Source organism: Burkholderia sp. R-40 (assembly GCF_049942845.1).
GTDB classification, from domain to species: Bacteria; Pseudomonadota; Gammaproteobacteria; order Burkholderiales; family Burkholderiaceae; genus Burkholderia; species Burkholderia ambifaria.
Genome location: NZ_CP187967.1, coordinates 2,345,216 through 2,364,752, shown reverse-complemented (window position 1 = coordinate 2,364,752; position 19,537 = coordinate 2,345,216). Strand labels below are relative to the sequence as shown.

Annotated in this window: 18 protein-coding genes; 16 read left to right on the top strand and 2 right to left on the bottom strand. The window is 65.1% G+C overall.

Going from position 1 to position 19,537, the window contains the following annotated elements:
* Window positions 1–127 precede the first annotated feature (127 nt).
* The 3 genes from aceE to lpdA all read left to right on the top strand — a co-directional run bounded on the left by aceE (window position 128) and on the right by lpdA (window position 6,590).
* Complete coding sequence (aceE, locus tag ACP26O_RS10940) at window positions 128–2,824, top strand: pyruvate dehydrogenase (acetyl-transferring), homodimeric type (RefSeq protein WP_175664958.1); 2,697 nt, start codon at window positions 128–130, stop codon at window positions 2,822–2,824.
* Between the two features lie 70 nt (window positions 2,825–2,894).
* Window positions 2,895–4,553 (top strand): dihydrolipoyllysine-residue acetyltransferase, encoded by a 1,659-nt coding sequence (aceF, locus tag ACP26O_RS10935; protein WP_175701334.1) that lies wholly within the window; start codon window positions 2,895–2,897, stop codon window positions 4,551–4,553.
* Between the two features lie 270 nt (window positions 4,554–4,823).
* On the top strand, window positions 4,824–6,590 hold the full coding sequence (gene lpdA / locus ACP26O_RS10930; RefSeq protein WP_175664957.1) for a dihydrolipoyl dehydrogenase: 1,767 nt from the start codon (window positions 4,824–4,826) through the stop codon (window positions 6,588–6,590).
* 214 nt (window positions 6,591–6,804) lie between these two features.
* On the opposite strand, the gene ACP26O_RS10925 is transcribed toward lpdA, so the two are convergent.
* Window positions 6,805–7,371, bottom strand: a complete 567-nt coding sequence (locus ACP26O_RS10925) for a phasin family protein (protein WP_006755449.1) — start codon at window positions 7,369–7,371, stop codon at window positions 6,805–6,807.
* Window positions 7,372–8,029: 658 nt separating this feature from the next.
* Here ACP26O_RS10925 and pbpG point away from each other — a divergent pair.
* Entirely contained in the window at window positions 8,030–9,184 is a 1,155-nt protein-coding gene (gene pbpG / locus ACP26O_RS10920; protein WP_011657385.1) for a D-alanyl-D-alanine endopeptidase, read from the top strand.
* A gap of 102 nt (window positions 9,185–9,286) precedes the next feature.
* On the opposite strand, the gene ACP26O_RS10915 is transcribed toward pbpG, so the two are convergent.
* Window positions 9,287–10,096 (bottom strand): IclR family transcriptional regulator, encoded by an 810-nt coding sequence (locus tag ACP26O_RS10915; RefSeq protein ID WP_011657384.1) that lies wholly within the window; start codon window positions 10,094–10,096, stop codon window positions 9,287–9,289.
* A gap of 182 nt (window positions 10,097–10,278) precedes the next feature.
* Between ACP26O_RS10915 and ACP26O_RS10910 the strand changes: the two genes are divergently transcribed.
* The 12 genes from ACP26O_RS10910 to iscX all read left to right on the top strand — a co-directional run bounded on the left by ACP26O_RS10910 (window position 10,279) and on the right by iscX (window position 19,456).
* Window positions 10,279–11,001, top strand: a complete 723-nt coding sequence (locus tag ACP26O_RS10910; RefSeq protein ID WP_105834255.1) for a (Fe-S)-binding protein — start codon at window positions 10,279–10,281, stop codon at window positions 10,999–11,001.
* 34 nt (window positions 11,002–11,035) lie between these two features.
* Window positions 11,036–12,448 (top strand): lactate utilization protein B, encoded by a 1,413-nt coding sequence (locus ACP26O_RS10905; RefSeq protein ID WP_175664956.1) that lies wholly within the window; start codon window positions 11,036–11,038, stop codon window positions 12,446–12,448.
* 127 nt (window positions 12,449–12,575) lie between these two features.
* The gene (locus tag ACP26O_RS10900; protein WP_105834253.1) at window positions 12,576–12,803 is read left to right on the top strand and encodes a hypothetical protein; all 228 of its coding nucleotides are present in this window, start codon (window positions 12,576–12,578) and stop codon (window positions 12,801–12,803) included.
* 101 nt (window positions 12,804–12,904) lie between these two features.
* Entirely contained in the window at window positions 12,905–13,387 is a 483-nt protein-coding gene (locus tag ACP26O_RS10895; RefSeq protein ID WP_175660476.1) for a low molecular weight protein-tyrosine-phosphatase, read from the top strand.
* A 117-nt stretch (window positions 13,388–13,504) separates the two neighbouring features.
* A complete protein-coding gene (gene iscR / locus ACP26O_RS10890) occupies window positions 13,505–14,044 on the top strand; it encodes a Fe-S cluster assembly transcriptional regulator IscR (RefSeq protein WP_009691731.1) in 540 nt (179 codons plus the stop codon).
* Window positions 14,045–14,107: 63 nt separating this feature from the next.
* A complete protein-coding gene (locus tag ACP26O_RS10885) occupies window positions 14,108–15,331 on the top strand; it encodes an IscS subfamily cysteine desulfurase (RefSeq protein WP_105834251.1) in 1,224 nt (407 codons plus the stop codon).
* Window positions 15,332–15,399: 68 nt separating this feature from the next.
* Entirely contained in the window at window positions 15,400–15,807 is a 408-nt protein-coding gene (gene iscU, locus ACP26O_RS10880; RefSeq protein WP_006754131.1) for a Fe-S cluster assembly scaffold IscU, read from the top strand.
* Window positions 15,808–15,869: 62 nt separating this feature from the next.
* Window positions 15,870–16,193, top strand: coding sequence for an iron-sulfur cluster assembly protein IscA (gene iscA, locus ACP26O_RS10875; RefSeq protein ID WP_006754132.1), 324 nt, complete (start codon window positions 15,870–15,872; stop codon window positions 16,191–16,193).
* A gap of 96 nt (window positions 16,194–16,289) precedes the next feature.
* The gene (hscB, locus tag ACP26O_RS10870; protein ID WP_043174956.1) at window positions 16,290–16,817 is read left to right on the top strand and encodes a Fe-S protein assembly co-chaperone HscB; all 528 of its coding nucleotides are present in this window, start codon (window positions 16,290–16,292) and stop codon (window positions 16,815–16,817) included.
* A 54-nt stretch (window positions 16,818–16,871) separates the two neighbouring features.
* Entirely contained in the window at window positions 16,872–18,740 is a 1,869-nt protein-coding gene (gene hscA, locus ACP26O_RS10865) for a Fe-S protein assembly chaperone HscA (RefSeq protein WP_175664955.1), read from the top strand.
* 88 nt (window positions 18,741–18,828) lie between these two features.
* Window positions 18,829–19,170 (top strand): ISC system 2Fe-2S type ferredoxin, encoded by a 342-nt coding sequence (gene fdx, locus ACP26O_RS10860; RefSeq protein WP_006754135.1) that lies wholly within the window; start codon window positions 18,829–18,831, stop codon window positions 19,168–19,170.
* Between the two features lie 76 nt (window positions 19,171–19,246).
* Window positions 19,247–19,456, top strand: coding sequence for a Fe-S cluster assembly protein IscX (gene iscX / locus ACP26O_RS10855; protein WP_006754136.1), 210 nt, complete (start codon window positions 19,247–19,249; stop codon window positions 19,454–19,456).
* Window positions 19,457–19,537 lie beyond the last annotated feature (81 nt).

Below are 19,537 nucleotides of genomic sequence, written 5' to 3'. Positions count from 1 at the left end.
AATTCGAAAATTCAGTTGCGCGGGCCCGTCCACGCTCATTACAATCCGTCGGAGCTTGCCCGCAGCCGGTCGCGTCGCGTCGTCTGCATGAGAGCGATCCTCACATTCCAGGACCCAGGAGACGAGAATGTCCGCTGTACCGAACGAAGTGATGAAGTATGTCGCCGCCGAACGTGACGACGACCCGCAAGAAACCGTCGAGTGGCTCGAGTCGCTCGATGGCGTGATCTCCTCCGTGGGCACCGGCCGCGCGCACTATCTGATCGAAAAGCAGATCGAGTTCGCCCGCATGCACGGCGAACACCTGCCGTTCTCCGCCAACACCCCGTACATCAACACGATTCCCGTCGCCGCGCAGGCGAAGATCCCGGGCGACCAGGACATCGAGCACCGCATTCGTTCGTACACGCGCTGGAACGCGCTGGCGATGGTGCTGCGCGCGGGCAAGGACACGAACGTCGGCGGCCACATCGCGTCGTTCGCGTCGGCTGCGACGCTCTATGACGTCGGCTACAACCACTTCTGGCACGCGGCGTCCGACCAGCACGGCGGCGATCTCGTGTTCGTGCAGGGCCACTCGTCGCCGGGCGTGTACTCGCGCGCGTTCCTGCTCGGCCGCCTGTCGGAAGAGCAGCTCGACAACTTCCGCCAGGAAGTCGACGGCAAGGGCATCTCGTCGTACCCGCACCCGTGGCTGATGCCGGACTTCTGGCAGTTCCCGACGGTGTCGATGGGTCTCGGCCCGATCATGGCGATCTACCAGGCCCGCTTCATGAAGTACCTGGAATCGCGCGGCATCGCGAAGACGGCCGGCCGCAAGGTCTGGGCGTTCCTGGGCGACGGCGAGACCGACGAACCGGAATCGCTCGGCGCGATCGGCATGGCGAGCCGCGAGAAGCTCGACAACCTGGTGTTCGTGATCAACTGCAACCTGCAGCGTCTCGACGGTCCGGTGCGCGGCAACGGCAAGATCATCCAGGAACTGGAATCGGAATTCCGCGGTGCCGGCTGGAACGTGATCAAGGTCATCTGGGGCAGCCGCTGGGATGCGCTGTTCGCACGCGACCAGACGGGCGCGCTGATGCGCCGCATGATGGAAGTCGTCGACGGCGAATACCAGACGTACAAGTCGGAGTCGGGCGCGTTCGTTCGCGAACACTTCTTCAACACGCCTGAACTGAAGGCGCTCGTCGCCGACTGGTCGGACGACGACATCTGGGCGCTGAACCGTGGCGGCCACGATCCGCACAAGATCTACGCGGCATTCCACGAAGCGACCAACACGAAGGGCGCGCCGACCGTCATCCTCGCGAAGACCATCAAGGGCTACGGGATGGGCGAGTCGGGCCAGGCGATGAACATCACGCACCAGCAGAAGAAGCTGCCGGTCGAGCAACTGAAGAAGTTCCGTGACCAGTTCCGCCTGCCGATCGCCGACGAGCAGATCGCCGACGTGCCGTACCTGAAGTTCGAGGAAGGCTCGAAGGAACTCGAATACATGCGCCAGAAGCGCATGGACCTCGGCGGCTACCTGCCGCATCGCCGCGAAAAGGCGACCTCGCTGCCGGTGCCGGCGCTCGACGCATTCGAGCCGCTGCTGAAGGGCACGGGCGAAGGCCGCGAGATCTCGACGACGATGGCGTTCGTGCGGGTCCTGAACATCCTGTTGAAGGACAAGGCGCTCGGCAAGCGCGTCGTGCCGATCGTCCCGGACGAATCGCGTACGTTCGGCATGGAAGGCCTGTTCCGCCAGATCGGTATCTGGAACCAGGAAGGCCAGAAGTACGTGCCGGAAGATTCCGACCAGCTGATGTTCTACAAGGAATCGGAAACCGGCCAGATCCTGCAGGAAGGCATCAACGAAGCGGGCGGCATGTGCGACTGGATCGCGGCGGCGACGTCGTATTCGACGCACGGCGAGATCATGGTGCCGTTCTACATCTTCTATTCGATGTTCGGCTTCCAGCGGATCGGCGACCTCGCATGGGCGGCGGGCGACATGCGCTCGCGCGGCTTCCTGCTCGGCGGCACCGCGGGCCGCACGACGCTGAACGGCGAAGGCCTGCAGCATGAAGACGGTCACTCGCTCCTGTGGGCGGCATCGGTGCCGAACTGCGTGAGCTACGACCCGACGTTCGGCTACGAACTCGCGGTGATCATCCAGGACGGTCTGCGCCGCATGGTGCAGGACCAGGAAGACGTGTACTACTACATCACGGTGATGAACGAGAACTACGAGCACCCGGCGATTCCGCAGGGCGAGCACGTGGCGGCCGACATCATCAAGGGCATGTACGCGTTCAAGAAGGCCGACGCCGACAAGAAGGCGCCGCGCGTGCAGCTGCTCGGCGCGGGCACGATCTTCAACGAAGTGATCGCCGCCGCCGACCTGCTGAAGAACGACTGGGGCGTCGCGGCCGACCTGTGGAGCGTGCCGAGCTTCACCGAACTCGCGCGTGAAGGCCACGATGTCGAGCGCTGGAACCTGCTCCATCCGACCGAGGAGCGTCGCCTGTCGCACGTGCAGAAGTGCCTGAAGGACACGCAGGGTCCGGTCATTGCATCGACCGACTACGTGCGCGCGCTGGTCGACCAGATCCGTGGTCAGATCGATCGCCGCTTCGTCGTGCTGGGCACGGACGGCTTCGGTCGTTCGGACACCCGCGAAAAGCTGCGTCACTTCTTCGAAGTCGACCGTCACTGGGTCACCGTCGCCGCGCTCAACGCGCTGGCCGACGAAGGCACGATCGAGCGCAAGGTGGTCGCGGACGCGATCGCCAAGTACAACCTCGATCCGTCCAAGCCCAACCCGATGACCGTTTAACGCACACGCGCCGTGTGATGCCGCGCGCCGCTTCCGGGAGGGGCGCGCGCGGCCATGGAGACACAAAAAGATGAGTCAAGCGATCGAAGTGAAGGTGCCGGATATCGGCGATTACAAGGACGTGCCCGTCATCGAGGTGCTCGTGAAGGCGGGTGACACGGTCGAGCCCGAGCAGTCGCTCGTCACGCTCGAGTCGGACAAGGCGACGATGGACGTGCCGAGCCCGGCAGGCGGCACGGTCAAGGAAGTGAAGGTCAAGGTGGGCGATTCCGTGTCGGAAGGCTCGCTGATCATCCTGCTCGAAGGCGGCGCCGCGGCGCAGGTGAACGGCGCGGCAGCGCCGGCGGCGGCCCCGGCTCCGGCGGCAGCGCCCGCACCGGCGGCAGCGGCCGCAGCTCCGGCACCGGCCGCCGCGCCGGCAGCGTCGGGCGGCACGCTCGAGGTGAAGGTGCCCGACATCGGCGACTACAAGGATGTCCCGGTGATCGAGATCGGCGTGAAGGTCGGCGACACGGTCGAGAAGGAGCAGTCGCTCGTCACGCTCGAGTCGGACAAGGCGACGATGGACGTGCCGAGCCCGGCCGCCGGCGTCGTGAAGGAAATCAAGGTCAAGGTCGGCGATTCGGTGTCGGAAGGCACGCTGATCGTGCTGCTCGACGCCGCCGGCGCACCGGCTGCCGCCGCGCCGCAGGCGAGCGCACCGGCGCCGGCCGCGGCCGCGCCGGCACCTGCCGCCGCACCGGCACCCGCGAAGGCCGCGCCGGCACCGGCCGCAGCTGCACCGGCCGCCGCATCGTCGGGCGAGTATCGCGCAAGCCACGCGTCGCCGTCGGTGCGCAAGTTCGCGCGCGAACTCGGCGTCGAAGTCGCACGCGTGCAGGGTAGCGGTCCGAAGGGCCGCATCACGAAGGAAGACATCACGGGCTTCGTGAAGGGCGTGATGACGGGTCAGCGCGCGGCACCGGCTGCTGCAGCCGCGCCGGCAGGCGGCGGCGAGCTGAACCTGCTGCCGTGGCCGAAGGTCGACTTCTCGAAGTTCGGCCCGTTCGAAGCGAAGCCGCTGTCGCGCATCAAGAAGATCTCGGGCGCGAACCTGCATCGCAACTGGGTGATGATCCCGCACGTCACGAACAACGACGAAGCCGACATCACCGAGCTCGAAGCGCTGCGCGTGCAGCTGAACAAGGAGCACGAGAAGGCGGGCGTGAAGTTCACGATGCTCGCGTTCGTGATCAAGGCGGTCGTCGCCGCGCTGAAGAAGTTCCCGACCTTCAACGCGAGCCTCGACGGCGACAACCTGGTGTTCAAGCAGTACTACCACGTCGGTTTCGCTGCCGATACGCCGAACGGCCTCGTCGTGCCGGTGATCCGCGATGCGGATAAGAAGGGGCTCGTCGACATCGCGAAGGAAATGGCCGAGCTGTCGAAGGCCGCGCGCGACGGCAAGCTGAAGCCGGACCAGATGCAAGGCGGCTGCTTCTCGATCTCGTCGCTCGGCGGGATCGGCGGCACCAACTTCACGCCGATCATCAACGCGCCGGAAGTCGCGATCCTCGGGTTGTCGCGCGGGCAGATGAAGCCGGTGTGGGACGGCAAGCAGTTCGTGCCGCGTCTGACGCTGCCGCTGTCGCTGTCGTATGACCATCGCGTGATCGATGGCGCGGAAGCCGCGCGGTTCAATGCGTATCTCGGAGCGTTGCTCGGGGATTTCCGTCGCATCATTCTTTGATGAGTGGAGGGGCTCGCGGGGGCGTGGGGTTTATGTCGGTCATCCATGCCTCGTCGTTGAACCTGTTTCGCTAACGGTCTGCTGGCGTCGCCCCTGCGCGAGGCGGCGGTCACTTTTCTTTGTCTTCCAAAGAAAAGTAACCAAAAGAAAGGCGCGTCCTTGGGCGGACGGCAAAGGTGGTCCTGCCCAGCATCGCGTTCTCCAGTCAGGCCGTCGTTCAGCGGTTGAGCCCTCTGCCTCTGTCAGCAGCTAATCAAGAAGGGGACAGTAATGAGTCTCATCGAAGTCAAAGTTCCGGATATCGGCGATTTCAGCGGCGTCGATGTCATCGAAGTCAACGTCAAGCCGGGCGACGTGATCGAAAAAGAACAAACGCTCATCACGCTCGAATCCGATAAAGCCTCCATGGAAGTGCCCAGCGACGTCGCCGGCACAGTCAAGGAAGTCAAGGTCAAAGCCGGCGAGAAAGTCTCGCAAGGCACCATCATCGCCATCGTCGAAGCAGCAGCAGGCGACGCCGCACCCGCGAAAGCGCCTGAGGCAGCGAAACCCGCGGCGGCTGCGCCCGCTCCGGCAGCAGCCGCTCCAGCAGCCGCGCCGCAAGCCGGCAGCTATGCCGGCGCGGTGGACATCGAGTGCGACATGCTCGTGCTCGGCGCCGGCCCCGGCGGCTATTCGGCCGCGTTCCGCTCAGCCGACCTCGGCATGAAGACGGTGCTGGTCGAACGCTACTCGACGCTCGGCGGCGTATGCCTGAACGTCGGTTGCATCCCGTCGAAGGCGCTGCTGCACACGGCACTCGTCATCGACGAAGCCGCGGCGCTCGCGTCGCACGGCATCACGTTCGGTAAGCCGGAGGTCGATCTCGACAAGCTGCGCGACTTCAAGGGCGGCGTCGTCAAGAAACTGACGACGGGCCTCGCCGGCATGGCGAAGGCGCGCAAGGTCGAAGTCGTCACGGGCGTTGGCGCATTCGTCGATCCATACCACATGGAAGTGCAGGGCGAAAACGGCAAGAAGGTCGTCAAGTTCAAGCAGGCAATCATCGCCGCAGGCTCGCAAGCGGTGAAGCTGCCGTTCATGCCGGAAGACCCGCGCGTCGTCGATTCGACGGGCGCACTCGAACTGCGCCAACTGCCGAAGCGGATGCTCGTGATCGGCGGCGGCATCATCGGCCTCGAAATGGCCACGGTGTACGCAACGCTCGGCGCCGAGATCGACGTGGTCGAAATGATGGACGGCCTGATGATGGGCGCGGACCGCGATCTCGTGAAGGTCTGGGAAAAGTACAACGCGAAGCGCTTCGGCAACGTGATGCTGAAGACCAAGACGGTCGGCGCGGAAGCGAAGGAAGACGGCATCTACGTGAAGTTCGAGGGCGAAAAGGCGCCGGCGGAAGCGCAGCGCTACGACCTCGTGCTCGTCGCGGTAGGCCGCAGCCCGAACGGCAAGCAGATCGGCGCCGACAAGGCGGGCGTCGCCGTCACCGACCGCGGCTTCATCGACGTCGACAAGCAGATGCGCACGAACGTCCCGCACATCTTCGCGATCGGCGACGTCGTCGGCCAGCCGATGCTCGCGCACAAGGCCGTGCATGAAGGCCACGTCGCAGCGGAAGCCGCGCACGGCGAGAAGGCGTACTTCGACGCGCTGCAGATCCCGTCGGTGGCCTACACCGATCCGGAAGTGGCGTGGGCCGGCAAGACGGAAGACCAGTGCAAGGCCGAAGGCATCAAGTACGGCAAGGCGGTGTTCCCGTGGGCCGCATCGGGCCGCGCGATCGCGAACGGCCGTGACGAAGGCTTCACGAAGCTGATCTTCGACGAGGAAACCCATCGCGTGATCGGCGGCGGCATCGTCGGCCTGAACGCAGGCGACCTGATCAGCGAAGTGTGCCTCGCCGTCGAGATGGGCGCGGACGCAGAAGACATCGGCAAGACGATCCATCCGCACCCGACGCTCGGCGAATCGGTCGGCATGGCCGCCGAGCTGTACGAAGGCGTCTGTACGGACCTGCCGCCGCAACGCAAGAAGTAACTCGACCGGCATGGTCGGCCGCGCGCCGGCCATGAAAAACGCCGCCGCCCGGGACATCCGGACGGCGGCGTTTTCTTTTGCCCGAGGCCGACGGCAGAGCGCCGCCCGTGTCACGTCGACGCATCGACGCCCCGACGACGACCGGCCGACCGGTGCGTCGGCGCCAGAAACGAAAAAGCCGCGCATTGCGCGGCTTTTTCAGCAGCAGGGACGCTTACGCGGCCGGCTTGGTCGAGCGGCGCGATGCAGCAGCGCTTGCAGCCTTCGTCGCGACAGCGGCAGCCGCGTTGAAGTTCGTTTCGGCGATCTCGACGGCTTGCTTCGCAGCCTTCTGAACCGTTTCGTACGTGGTGTTCGCTGCGTTCAGCGCCGACTTCAGTGCGGCGACAGCCGTTTCCGAACCGGCCGGTGCGTTCTTCGCGACGTTGTCGACGAGCGCCTGGACCTTCTTGTTCTGCTCTTCGAATTGCGCTTCCGCAACCTTCGCGAACTCGGCTTGCGTCGACGACGCGATTTCATACAGGTGACGGGTGTACGACAGCACCTTTTCCGCGACCGGCTGCGACAGGCTCGCTTGCAGTGCGATCAGCTCTTGCGCGTCCTTCACCGACAGCAGGCGCTGTGCGTTTTCCTGGCTTTCCGTCAGCGTCGACTTCACGACCTGCAGGTTGAGTTCGATCAGCTTTTCGACGCCTTCGAACGCCTTGGTCGTCAGACCGAACAGGCTTTCGAGGTTGGCTTTCTGTGCGGCGGCGATTTGCTCGGGGGTCAGCAAGGACATGTCAAGCTCCTGAAAAGCGATCGCGTCGATCGCAGGGATATAAAGGGCACTACGCTGGGGAACCTCGGCGCCGCGTTGCTTTGTGCATCGCAGCAATGAGTCATATTTTAGGGCACAGAAAAGTCTTGTCAAGCATTTTTTGTGCGTTGCACAATCGCGACAAATTATCGATAAAACAATGAGTTATCGCCTGCGTTCGGAATCGGTTTCAGCCGTTTTTTCCCACATGGTGCGCACCCGGGCAGGGCAAGCGCGGCGCACCATGATCATGCACAGGTAAACCTGACAGGCATGTGGAACGTTATGCTTCTGTTCCTGTCGAAAAGCGCGCCGTTTCAATGCGCGTGCCGTGATGACGTGCCGCCCGCGGCCGAGAGCCGTGCTGGAGGCCCATCAAGCGCCGGATACGTACTTTCCCCGCTTTAATTTCCCGTCAAAGTGACGTTATCTCAATTAACCGCGTGGTAATCGGGAGGCGGGTAGTGGCGGGCAGCGCATCTCATGAATTTTTTTGATGGGAGCGGGAGGGTCGATCGATGGATCGTCGGGCGACCCTTACATTCCGGTTTAACGACGATCGGTAAGTGCCTAATATTGCTCTTTTTTTAAGCTTTAACTACACTTGCGGAAACCTCCCGCCCGCTTTGTCCAGACCCCAATGAAAGCCGAATCGTTTTCACCCCGCAGATTGTTGCAGAGCATGACGCTCGGCACGGCTGTGTCGGTCGCTGTCGCCTTGCTGGCGACCACCGCGTCCGTCACGCCGGTTGACGCCTTTGCCGCCACTGCGAAGACTCACCAGGCCGCCAAGAAAGCCGCTTCCTCTTCGTCCGCGAAGAAGTCGGTGAAGGCCGCCTCCGCCAAATCCGCCGACGTCGCGTCGGCCGACGCGCCGCGCGCGAAGGCATCGCGCAAGCGCATGACGCTCGCGGCGAACGTGCACGGCCACCGCGGCGCGGTGCGCAAGGTCGCGTTCCAGCCGCGCCGCCCGACGGTCGGCCAGGCGTTCGGCCTGCACGACACGCCGGACGCGCTCGCGCTGCGCTCGAGTGTCGCGTACGTCGTCGACCAGAACACCGGCGAGCCGCTGTTCGACAAGAATTCGCACGCCGTCGTGCCGATCGCGTCGATCTCGAAGCTGATGACGGCGATGGTCGTGCTCGACGCGAAGTCGCCGATGACCGACCAGCTCGAAGTCACCGACGAAGATCGCGACTACGAAAAGGGCACGGGCTCGCGCCTGTCGGTCGGCTCGGTCCTGTCGCGCGAAGACATGCTGCACATCGCGCTGATGGCATCGGAAAACCGCGCGGCCGCCGCGCTGTCGCGCTACTACCCGGGCGGCCGTCCGGCCTTCATCGCCGCGATGAACGCGAAGGCGAAGTCGCTCGGCATGAACGACACGCACTTCGAGAATTCGACTGGCCTGTCGAGCTCGAACGTGTCGAGCGCGCGCGACCTCGTGAAGATGGTCAATGCGGCATACCAATACCCGATGATTCGCCAGTTCTCGACCGATCGGACGTATGACGTCTATACGGGCAAGCGCAACCTGGTCTACAACAGCACGAACGCGCTGATCCGCGGCAACGGCTCGTGGGACATCGGCCTGCAGAAGACGGGCTTCATCAACGAGGCGGGCGAATGTCTGGTAATGCAGGCGACGATCCATGGCCGGCCGATGGTGATGGTGCTGCTCGATTCGTTCGGCAAGTATTCGCGCTTCGCCGATGCCTCGCGCCTGCGCAACTGGCTCGACGCCGGTGGCGGCGAGCGCCTGACGGCGGCCAACACGGCGAACGGCGGCACCTGATCGCGTCGCGGCGGTTTGCCGCCGCACCGGTTGCCGCAAACAAAAAGCCCCGCAATCGCGGGGCTTTTTTTCGTCCGGCCGCCGTGCGGCGGGTGGCGCGGCTCATGCGTGCCGCTGCAGTCCTTCCGTCTCCTTCGCGGGCGCGGGGCGGTAGCCGAGCGATTCCGAGATGGTCAGCGCGGTGCGGCTCAACTGGCCGAGCCACGCGTCCTGCAGGCGGTCGGCCGGTGCCGACAGCGACAGGCCCGCGACGAGCTTGCCCGAGTCATCGTAGATGCCGGCCGCGATGCAGCGCACGCCCAACTCCAGTTCCTCGTTGTCGCGCGCGCACGATTGCTGGCGCACGAGCGTCAGCTCGCGCTCGAGCTTCGCGATGTCGGTAATGCTGTTCTGCGTATGGCCGGACAGCCCGGTGCGTGTCGCATAGGCACGCACGCGCGACGTTTCATCGACCGCGAGGAACAGCTTGCCGACCGACGTCAGGTGCAGCGGCGCACGGCCGCCGATCGCGCGGACGACCTGCATCCCCGAGCGTTCCGAATACGCGCGCTCGATATAGACGATTTCGTCGCCCTGGCGTACCGACAGGTTCACGGTCTGGCCCGTCAGGCGGTGCAGCTCGCGCATCGGCATCAGCGCCGCGTCACGGACCGACAGGCGCGCCTTCACGAGGTTACCGAGCTCGAGCAGCCGCATGCCGAGCCGGTACGTGCCGGGATCGGAGCGGTCGACGAGGCGACAGGTCACCATGTCGTTGAGGATGCGGTGCGCGGTCGACGGATGCAACTCCGTGCGCTGCGCAAGCTCCTTCAGGCTGACGGGGTCGCTGTGCGCGGCGAGCGCGTCCAGCAGCCGCATCATGCGTTCGATCACTTGGATCGACGTTTTGGAATCCGGGGTGGGTTGGCTCATGTCGGGGGAGAATCGGTTGACGCGTCAAGCGGTATTGCGTCGATTGTATCTCGTATTGTGAAAAAAGCGAACGCCGTTCGAGGAAGTCCTCGTTTCCTGACACGCATGCTTGCGCATGCGACGGCGTTGGTCTTGCCGGCCAAACGGCGGATAATGAGAGCCGTTTTCTCGAAGGAGCGCGTATGCGAGTCGGTTTGTTCGTGACCTGCCTGGTCGACCTGATGCGTCCGGAAATCGGCTTTTCCGCGCTGAAACTGATTCGCGACGCCGGCTACGAGGTGTTCGTGCCGCCCGCGCAAACCTGCTGCGGCCAGCCGGCCTACAACTCGGGCGACCGCGCGCTCGCGCGCGACCTCGCGGAAAAGACGCTGCGCGAGTTCGAGCAGTTCGACTACGTCGTCGCGCCGTCGGGCTCGTGCGGCGGCATGATCCGCGCGCACTACGGCGACCTGTTCCGCGACGACCCCGAACTGATGGGGCGCTTCGCGCGGTTCCAGCAGAAAGTCTACGAACTGACCGATTTCCTCGCGAACGTCGCGAAGGTCACGCTCGCGCCCGGCGAATTCGCGGGGCCCGTCACCTACCACGATTCCTGCTCCGGCCTGCGCGAACTCGGTGTGAAGGCGCAACCGCGCGCGCTGCTCGCGCAGCGCGGCGTGGCCGTTACCGAGATGAAGGACTGCGAGCACTGCTGCGGCTTCGGTGGCACGTTCGCGGTCAAGTACGGCGACATTTCGGCAGCCATCGCGGACGAGAAATGCGCGAACGTGCGCGCGTCCGGCGCGGGCGCCGTCGTGTTGGGCGATCTCGGCTGCATGCTGAACATCGAAGGGCGGTTGCGCCGCACCGGCGACCGCGACACGCGCGTGCTGCACGTCGCGCAGGTGCTGGCGGGCGACGTCTGACGCCCGGTTCCGCTCACTTTTCCCCGATACCGCGATGCAAGTCCAATCGATGCATTTCAAGGCGCGTGCCGGCCAGAAGCTGGCTGATCAGCGCCTGCAGCAGAACCTGAAGAAGCTGTCGACGAAGTTCGTGTCCGCGCGCGCCGACGCGATGACCGCGATCGACTTCCCGGCGACGCGCGCCGCGCTGAAGGCGCGCCGCAATCGTGCGCTGGAGAACCTCGACGTGTGGCTCGAGGCGTTCGAGCGCGAGGCGACGCGGCGCGGCACGACGGTGCTGTTCGCGGAAACGACCGAGGACGCCGCGCGGCTCGTCGCCGACATCGCGCGGCGCCACGACGTGAAGAAGGTCATCAAGACGAAGTCGATGGTGTCCGAGGAAATGCGCCTGAACGCGGTACTCGCCGAGATGGGCGTGCAGTCGATCGAGACGGACCTCGGCGAATACATCCTGCAGATCAACGACAACGAGCCGCCGAGCCACATCATTGCGCCCGTCGTGCACAAGGACAAGGACGAGATCGCCGACCTGTTCGCGCGCACGCACCACCGCGAGCGGCTGACCGAGATTCCCGACATGACGCGCGAGGCGCGCGAGGTGCTGCGCCCGCATTTCCTGTCGGCCGACATGGGCGTAACGGGCGGCAACTTCGTGATCGCCGAGACGGGCTCGGTCGCGATCGTCACGAACGAGGGCAACGAAGGCATGTGCACGGTGATGCCGCGCGTGCATGTCGCGGTGACGGGCATCGAGAAGGTGCTGCCGACGCTCGAGGATCTCGCGACCGCGATGCGTCTGCTGCCGCGTTCGGCGACCGGGCAGAAGACGTCGAACTACTTCTCCCTGCTCACCGGGCCGCGCGGCCCGGCAGACGAGGACGGCCCGGAGCACAACTACGTGGTGCTCGTCGACGGCGGCCGCACGGGCCTGCTCGGCGGCGAATTCCAGGAGATGCTGCGCTGCATCCGCTGCGGCGCGTGCATGAACCATTGCCCGGTGTACCAGAAGGTCGGCGGGCACGCGTACGGATGGGTCTATCCGGGCCCGATGGGGTCGGTGCTGACGCCGAGCTACGTCGGGATCGACCGTGCGCTCGACCTGCCGCAGGCCGCGACGCTGTGCGGCGAATGCGACAGCGTCTGCCCGGTGGGGATCCCGCTGTCGCACCTGCTGCGCACGCTGCGCGAGAAACAGGTCGAGCGGCATCTGCGGCCGTGGCGCGAGCGTGCCGGACTCGCCGTGTGGGGCTTTTTCGCGCGCCGGCCGTTGCTTTACGCGTTGACGACCAAGCTCGCGGTGCGCGTGCTCGAGCGGCTCGGCGGCAGCGGCGGCATGCTGCGGCGCCTGCCGATGATGGGCGGCTGGATGGACACGCGCGACATGCCGACCCCGACCGGCCGTACGTTCCGCGAACTGTACGCGGCATCGCAAAGCCACCTCGGCTGACGACTGTTCATCGGGCGACAACAGTGCGTTCGCTATTTATGTATTTATCTCGATAGATGCGGTCTATAGAATCTCGTCTGTAGTCCCCGGAATTGGGTTTCGGGGAATGAGGTCAAGGAGCCGCATCATGAAAAAGACAATATCGATGTACTGGCCGCTGGCAATCGTCATCCCGCTCGCCGCGCTCGCCTATCTGCACGCGATGGCCGACGCGCCGTCGCGTGGGCCGCTCGCCGTGCATCAGGCATCGGCCGAACTGGCGCGCGCGGTATCGTTCGGGCTCGTCGACGACGCGGCGCAACCGTTGCCGGCCGCGTCCGGCAACGTCGGGCTCGCCGCACCCAAGGCGCTGTAAGGCACGCCGCCGTCGCTTTGTGCGGCGGCGCGATTTCGGGCGCCTTTGTATAATGGCGCGTTCTTCTCCGACGCGGTTCGCCGCGGCTTTCCAATAGTGCGATGACCCGCGTTGCGATCTGTTTCGTCTGTCTCGGCAATATCTGCCGTTCGCCCACCGCGGAAGGCGTGATGCGCCACCAGGTGGACGCGGCCGGGCTGGCCGAGCACATCGCGATCGATTCGGCCGGCACCGGCGACTGGCACGTCGGCGAACCGCCCGACACGCGCGCGCAGGCGGCGGCCCGTATCCGCGGCTACGACCTGTCGGCGCTGCGCGCGCGGCAGGTGAGCGCGGCGGATTTCGAGCGGTTCGACCTGCTGCTGGCGATGGACGAAGCCAATCTCGCGGAATTGCGCCGGCGCTGTCCGCCCGAGCATCGCGACAAGGTGCGCCTCCTGATGGAATTCGCGTCGGGCGCGGCCGAGACCGAAGTGGCCGATCCTTATTTCGGCGGCGCGCAGGGTTTCGACCAAGTGCTCGATCAAGTTGAACGCGCGTGCGCGGGCCTGCTGGATACCCTCCGGAGCCGTACCGGACGCTGATCGCGGCCAGGTATTCAGCGTGCTGCGAATACCCTGTCGCAGACATGGATACTTGACTAAAATCGTCAAATATTTATACTTGACCAAAATCGTCAAGATTGCAGTCCCCTAGACATCATGAGACTCACCACCAAAGGCCGTTTCGCCGTCACGGCGATGATTGACTTGGCACTGCGCCAGGAGCAGGGCCCGGTGACGCTTGCAGGCATCAGCCAGCGCCAGCGGATTTCGCTCTCGTATCTCGAACAGCTGTTCGGGAAGCTGCGCAGGCATGAAATCGTCGAATCCGTGCGCGGCCCGGGCGGCGGCTACAACCTCGCGCGCCGCGCGCAGGACGTCACCGTCGCCGACATCATCATCGCGGTCGATGAACCGCTCGACGCCACGCAGTGCGGCGGCAAAGGCACGTGCGACGGCTCGAAGCAGCCCGACGGCCATTGCATGACGCACGAGCTGTGGTCGACCCTGAACCAGAAAATGGTCGAATACCTCGATTCGGTGTCGCTGCAGGATCTCGTCGATCAGCAGCGGGCACGCGAGGGCGCACCCGCGGTGCTGCGCGATCGACGCACGCCGGAGCCCGTCGCGGCGCCGGCCGAACCGGTACGCACGATGCCGCTCGGTCCCAATTCGGTGTTCAACATCGCGAGTTCGTGAGCGCCTACGCGCCGCACACCCCATAACGCACATAGTCCCTGCACAGAATACCCGGAGCGACAGATGACCCAAGAGACTCTCCACCTGCCCATCTACATGGATTACAGCGCGACGACGCCGGTCGACCCGCGCGTGGTCGACAAGATGGTGCCGTACCTGCGCGAGCAGTTCGGCAACCCGGCATCGCGCAGCCACGCATACGGCTGGGATGCGGAGCGCGCGGTCGAGGAAGCGCGCGAGCAGGTGGCCGCGCTGGTGAACGCGGATCCGCGCGAGATCATCTGGACGTCCGGCGCCACGGAGTCGGACAACCTCGCGATCAAGGGTGCCGCGAACTTCTACAAGGGCAAGGGCAAGCACATCATCACGGTGAAGACCGAGCACAAGGCCGTGCTCGACACCTGCCGCGAGCTCGAGCGCGACGGCTTCGAAGTCACCTATCTCGACGTGAAGGAAGACGGCCTGATCGACCTCGACGTGTTCAAGGCCGCGCTGCGCCCGGACACGATCCTCGTGTCGGTGATGCACGTGAACAACGAGATCGGCGTGATCCAGGATATCGAGACGATCGGTGAAATCTGTCGCGAGAAGGGCATCGTGTTCCACGTCGACGCCGCGCAGTCGACAGGCAAGGTCGGGATCGATCTCGCGAAGCTGAAGGTCGACCTGATGTCGTTCTCGGCGCACAAGACGTACGGCCCGAAGGGCATCGGCGCGCTGTACGTGCGCCGCAAGCCGCGCGTGCGCATCGAAGCCCAGATGCACGGCGGCGGTCACGAGCGCGGCATGCGTTCGGGCACGCTGGCGACGCACCAGATCGTCGGCATGGGCGAAGCGTTCCGCATCGCGCGCGAAGAGATGGCGACCGAGAACGAGCGCGTCCGCATGCTGCGCGACAAGCTGCTGCGCGGCCTGTCGCAGATCGAGGAAACCTACGTGAACGGCGACATGGAGCACCGTGTCCCGCACAACCTGAACATCAGTTTCAACTTCGTCGAAGGCGAGTCGCTGATCATGGCGATCAAGGATGTCGCGGTGTCGTCGGGTTCCGCTTGCACGTCGGCGTCGCTGGAGCCTTCGTATGTGCTGCGCGCGCTCGGCCGCAACGACGAACTCGCGCACAGCTCGATCCGCTTCACGGTCGGCCGCTTCACGACGGAGCAGGACGTCGACTTCGTGATCAACCTGCTGAACAGCAAGATCGCGAAGCTGCGCGAACTGTCGCCGCTCTGGGAAATGCACCAGGAAGGCATCGATCTGTCGACGATCGAATGGGCTGCGCACTGAACATCGCATTGAGTACATTCGCGGGCGAATTTGCGCACGCAGACGTAACGAGTCAAGGAGTCTGAGTCATGTCATACAGCAACAAGGTTCTGGATCACTACGAAAACCCGCGTAACGTCGGTTCGTTCGCGAAGGACGACGACGCGGTCGGTACGGGCATGGTCGGCGCGCCGGCCTGCGGCGACGTGATGAAGCTGCAGATCCGCGTCGGCGCAGACGGCGTGATCGAAGACGCGAAGTTCAAGACGTACGGCTGCGGTTCGGCCATCGCGTCGAGCTCGCTCGTGACCGAATGGGTGAAGGGCAAGACGCTCGACGAGGCACTGTCGATCAAGAACACGCAGATCGCCGAAGAACTTGCACTGCCCCCGGTGAAGATTCACTGCTCGATTCTCGCGGAAGACGCGATCAAGGCAGCCGTGGCCGACTACAAGAAGCGCCACGACACCACGGAAGGCGATCAGGCAGCAGCCTGAGCGGCATCGAGCGGCTTGTGAAGGATCGCGGCGCACCCCAGGCGTGCCGCGGCAAGGACATCATGGCAATTACACTGACCGAAAAAGCAGCACAGCACGTCCAGAAATACCTCGTCCGTCGCGGCAAGGGTGTGGGCCTGCGGCTTGGCGTTCGCACGACCGGGTGCTCGGGGCTCGCGTACAAGCTTGAGTATGTCGACGAGCTCGCTCCCGAGGATCAGGTATTCGAGAGCCATGGCGTGAAGGTCATCGTCGACCCGAAGAGCCTCGCGTACATCGACGGCACCCAACTCGACTTCGCGCGCGAGGGCCTGAACGAAGGGTTCAAGTTCAACAACCCGAACGTGAAGGACGAGTGCGGCTGCGGGGAATCGTTCCGCGTCTGACGCGCGGTCTTCCGCGCGATGCGGGCAAGAGGCGGCACGGGCCGCCTTTTTAATGTGCGGCGTTTGCCGCGCGACGAACCGGAATTGAACGCGACGATGGTTTCGCTGAAAGACAGCCACTTCGATCTGTTTCACCTGCCGGCGCAATTCGCGCTCGACGAGGCGGCGCTCGACAGCGCGTATCGCACGGTGCAGACGCAGGTGCACCCAGACCGCTTCGCGGCGGCCGGCGATGCGCAAAAACGCATCGCGATGCAATGGGCGACGCGCGCGAACGAGGCCTACCGCACGCTGCGCGATCCGCTGAAGCGTGCGACCTATCTGCTGTTGCTGCGCGGCGTCGACATCGGTGCTGAAAACAACACCGCGATGGAGCCCGCGTTCCTGATGCAGCAGATGGAGTGGCGCGAAGGCATCGAGGATGCCGCGGCCGCCCGCAACGTCGACGCGCTCGATGCGCTGCTCGCCGAACTGCGCGACGAGAAGCGAGTGCGCCTCGAGCGCCTCGGCACGTTGCTCGACAGCGCGGCCGACCAGGCCGCCGCCGAGGCCGTGCGCCAGCTGATGTTCATCGAACGCGTCGCGTCGGAAGTGGGCGCGCAGATCGAGCGCCTCGAAACTTAACCGCGTGCCTCGCGGCACGCGCAGCAAACGGGCCGAGCGCCCGAACGAACCAAGATGGCTTTACTGCAAATTTCCGAACCGGGCATGGCGCCGGCGCCGCACCAGCGGCGACTCGCTGTCGGGATCGATCTCGGCACGACGAACTCGCTCGTCGCGGCCGTGCGCAACAGCGTGCCCGAAGTGCTGCCGGACGAGGCGGGCCGCGCGCTGCTGCCGTCGGTGGTCCGTTATCTGGAGAAGGGCGGCCGCCGCATCGGCCATGAAGCGAAGGAGCAGGCCGCGACCGATCCGCGCAACACGATCGTGTCGGTCAAGCGCTTCATGGGCCGCGGCAAGGCCGAGGTCGAAGGCGCGGCGAACGCACCTTACGAATTCATCGATGCGCCGGGCATGGTGCAGATCCGCACGATCGACGGCGTGAAGAGCCCGGTCGAGGTGTCGGCCGAGATTCTCGCGACGCTGCGTTACCGCGCGGAAGACACGCTCGGCGACGAGCTGGTCGGCGCGGTGATCACGGTGCCCGCGTATTTCGACGAGGCGCAGCGCCAGGCGACGAAGGACGCCGCGCGTCTCGCGGGCCTTAACGTGCTGCGCCTGCTGAACGAACCGACCGCGGCTGCGATCGCCTACGGTCTCGACAACGCGGCTGAAGGCCTCTACGCGGTGTACGACCTCGGCGGCGGCACGTTCGACCTGTCGATCCTGAAGCTGACGAAGGGCGTGTTCGAAGTGCTGGCCGCGGGCGGCGATTCCGCACTCGGTGGCGACGATTTCGATCACGTGCTGTTCGGTCACGTGCTCGCACAGGCCGGCATCGACGCGAAGGCGCTCGCGCCCGAGGACGTGCGCCTGCTGCTCGATCGCGTGCGCGTGCTGAAGGAAGCGCTGTCGTCCGCGCCGCAGGCGTCGCTCGACGTGACGCTGTCGAGCGGTGCGCAGCTCGTGCAGACGATCTCGCACGACACGTTCGCGTCGCTCGTCGAGCCGCTCGTGCAGCGTACGCTGACGCCGACCCGCAAGGCATTGCGCGACGCGCAGGTGACCCCGGCCGACATCAAGGGTGTCGTGCTGGTCGGCGGCGCGACGCGCATGCCGGTGATCCGCGATGCGGTCGCGAAGTATTTCGGCCAGCCGCCGCTCGTCAATCTCGATCCGGACCAGGTCGTGGCGCTCGGCGCGGCGATCCAGGCCGACCTGCTCGCCGGCAATCGCGGCGGCGGCGATGACTGGCTGCTGCTCGACGTGATTCCGCTGTCGCTCGGTGTCGAGACGATGGGCGGTCTCGTCGAGAAGATCATTCCGCGCAATTCGACGATTCCGATCGCGCGTGCGCAGGAGTTCACGACCTTCAAGGACGGTCAGACCGCGATGGCGATCCACGTCGTGCAGGGCGAGCGCGAGCTCGTCGCCGACTGCCGGTCGCTCGCACGCTTCGAGCTGCGCGGCATCCCGCCGATGACGGCCGGTGCGGCGCGCATCCGCGTGACCTACCAGGTCGATGCGGACGGGCTGCTGTCGGTGTTCGCACGCGAGCAGCATTCGGGCGTCGAGGCGTCGGTCGTCGTGAAGCCGTCGTACGGCCTCGCCGACGACGACATCGCGAAGATGCTCGAGGACAGCTTCAAGACCGCCGAGATCGACATGCGCGCACGCGCGCTGCGCGAAGCTCAGGTCGAAGCCCAGCGGATGATCGAGGCGACGCAGGCGGCGCTTGCGGCCGACGGCGAATTGCTCGATGACGCCGAACGCACGCAGGTCGACGTGCTCGTCGCGGCGCTGCGCACGATCGCTCAGGGCGACGACGCGGACGCGATCGAAACCGCGACCAAGGCATTGGCCGACGGCACCGACGAATTCGCGGCGCGCCGGATGGACAAGAGCATCAAGCGCGCACTGTCGGGCCGACGGCTCGACGAGATCTGAACGAACGACCTGCACGCGGGCCGGCGACGGCCCGCGCGATATTGAACCGTGCGGCGCCAGCCGCCGCACCCTGACTGACGGAACGGACATGCCTCAACTGGTAGTGCTGCCTCACGTCGAACTGTGTCCGGACGGCGCAGTGATCGACGCGACGCCCGGCAAGAGTATTTGCGACAACCTGCTCGACAACGGGATCGAGATCGAGCATGCATGTGAGAAGTCGTGCGCATGCACGACCTGCCACGTGGTGATCCGCGAGGGCTTCAACGATCTCGAGCCGTCCGAAGAGGACGAAGACGACCTGCTCGACAAGGCGTGGGGCCTCGAGCCGACGTCGCGCCTGTCGTGCCAGGCGATCGTGCAGGAAGATTCGGACCTGGTGGTCGAGATTCCGAAGTACTCGATCAACCACGCGAAGGAAAATCACTGACGGTTCGGCGGGGCGGGCGGCGCGCATCATGTGCGTTCCGCCTAGCGAACTCGCTACGTACACGGGAGAGCAGGCCATGAAATGGACCGATTCGCGCGAAATCGCCATCGCGCTGGCAGACAAGCATCCGGACGTCGATCCGCAGCGGATCAATTTCGTCGACCTGCGCCAATGGGTCATCGAGCTCGATGGCTTCTCCGACGATCCCAGCCACTCGGGCGAGAAGATCCTCGAAGCGATCCAGGCGCACTGGATCGACGAATCCGACTTCGACGACGAAGACTGAGGTTCGCGCCCGGCGCCCGGCACTCGCTCGGCGCCGCTCCCGCAAAAAGAAAAGGCTCGTGATGCTGTCACGAGCCTTTTT

What these genes read in the sequence shown, in the direction of transcription:
- ACP26O_RS10885 (WP_105834251.1), top strand. Translation starts at nt 14,108, where the DNA reads ATGACCCAAGAGACTCTCCACCTGCCCATCTACATGGATTACAGCGCG.
- aceF (WP_175701334.1), top strand. Translation starts at nt 2,895, where the DNA reads ATGAGTCAAGCGATCGAAGTGAAGGTGCCGGATATCGGCGATTACAAG.
- aceE (WP_175664958.1), top strand. Translation starts at nt 128, where the DNA reads ATGTCCGCTGTACCGAACGAAGTGATGAAGTATGTCGCCGCCGAACGT.
- ACP26O_RS10925 (WP_006755449.1), bottom strand. Translation starts at nt 7,371, where the DNA reads ATGTCCTTGCTGACCCCCGAGCAAATCGCCGCCGCACAGAAAGCCAAC.
- fdx (WP_006754135.1), top strand. Translation starts at nt 18,829, where the DNA reads ATGCCTCAACTGGTAGTGCTGCCTCACGTCGAACTGTGTCCGGACGGC.
- hscB (WP_043174956.1), top strand. Translation starts at nt 16,290, where the DNA reads ATGGTTTCGCTGAAAGACAGCCACTTCGATCTGTTTCACCTGCCGGCG.
- lpdA (WP_175664957.1), top strand. Translation starts at nt 4,824, where the DNA reads ATGAGTCTCATCGAAGTCAAAGTTCCGGATATCGGCGATTTCAGCGGC.
- ACP26O_RS10910 (WP_105834255.1), top strand. Translation starts at nt 10,279, where the DNA reads ATGCGAGTCGGTTTGTTCGTGACCTGCCTGGTCGACCTGATGCGTCCG.
- iscU (WP_006754131.1), top strand. Translation starts at nt 15,400, where the DNA reads ATGTCATACAGCAACAAGGTTCTGGATCACTACGAAAACCCGCGTAAC.
- pbpG (WP_011657385.1), top strand. Translation starts at nt 8,030, where the DNA reads ATGAAAGCCGAATCGTTTTCACCCCGCAGATTGTTGCAGAGCATGACG.
- ACP26O_RS10915 (WP_011657384.1), bottom strand. Translation starts at nt 10,096, where the DNA reads ATGAGCCAACCCACCCCGGATTCCAAAACGTCGATCCAAGTGATCGAA.
- iscA (WP_006754132.1), top strand. Translation starts at nt 15,870, where the DNA reads ATGGCAATTACACTGACCGAAAAAGCAGCACAGCACGTCCAGAAATAC.
- iscX (WP_006754136.1), top strand. Translation starts at nt 19,247, where the DNA reads ATGAAATGGACCGATTCGCGCGAAATCGCCATCGCGCTGGCAGACAAG.
- iscR (WP_009691731.1), top strand. Translation starts at nt 13,505, where the DNA reads ATGAGACTCACCACCAAAGGCCGTTTCGCCGTCACGGCGATGATTGAC.
- ACP26O_RS10900 (WP_105834253.1), top strand. Translation starts at nt 12,576, where the DNA reads ATGAAAAAGACAATATCGATGTACTGGCCGCTGGCAATCGTCATCCCG.
- ACP26O_RS10905 (WP_175664956.1), top strand. Translation starts at nt 11,036, where the DNA reads ATGCAAGTCCAATCGATGCATTTCAAGGCGCGTGCCGGCCAGAAGCTG.
- ACP26O_RS10895 (WP_175660476.1), top strand. Translation starts at nt 12,905, where the DNA reads ATGACCCGCGTTGCGATCTGTTTCGTCTGTCTCGGCAATATCTGCCGT.
- hscA (WP_175664955.1), top strand. Translation starts at nt 16,872, where the DNA reads ATGGCTTTACTGCAAATTTCCGAACCGGGCATGGCGCCGGCGCCGCAC.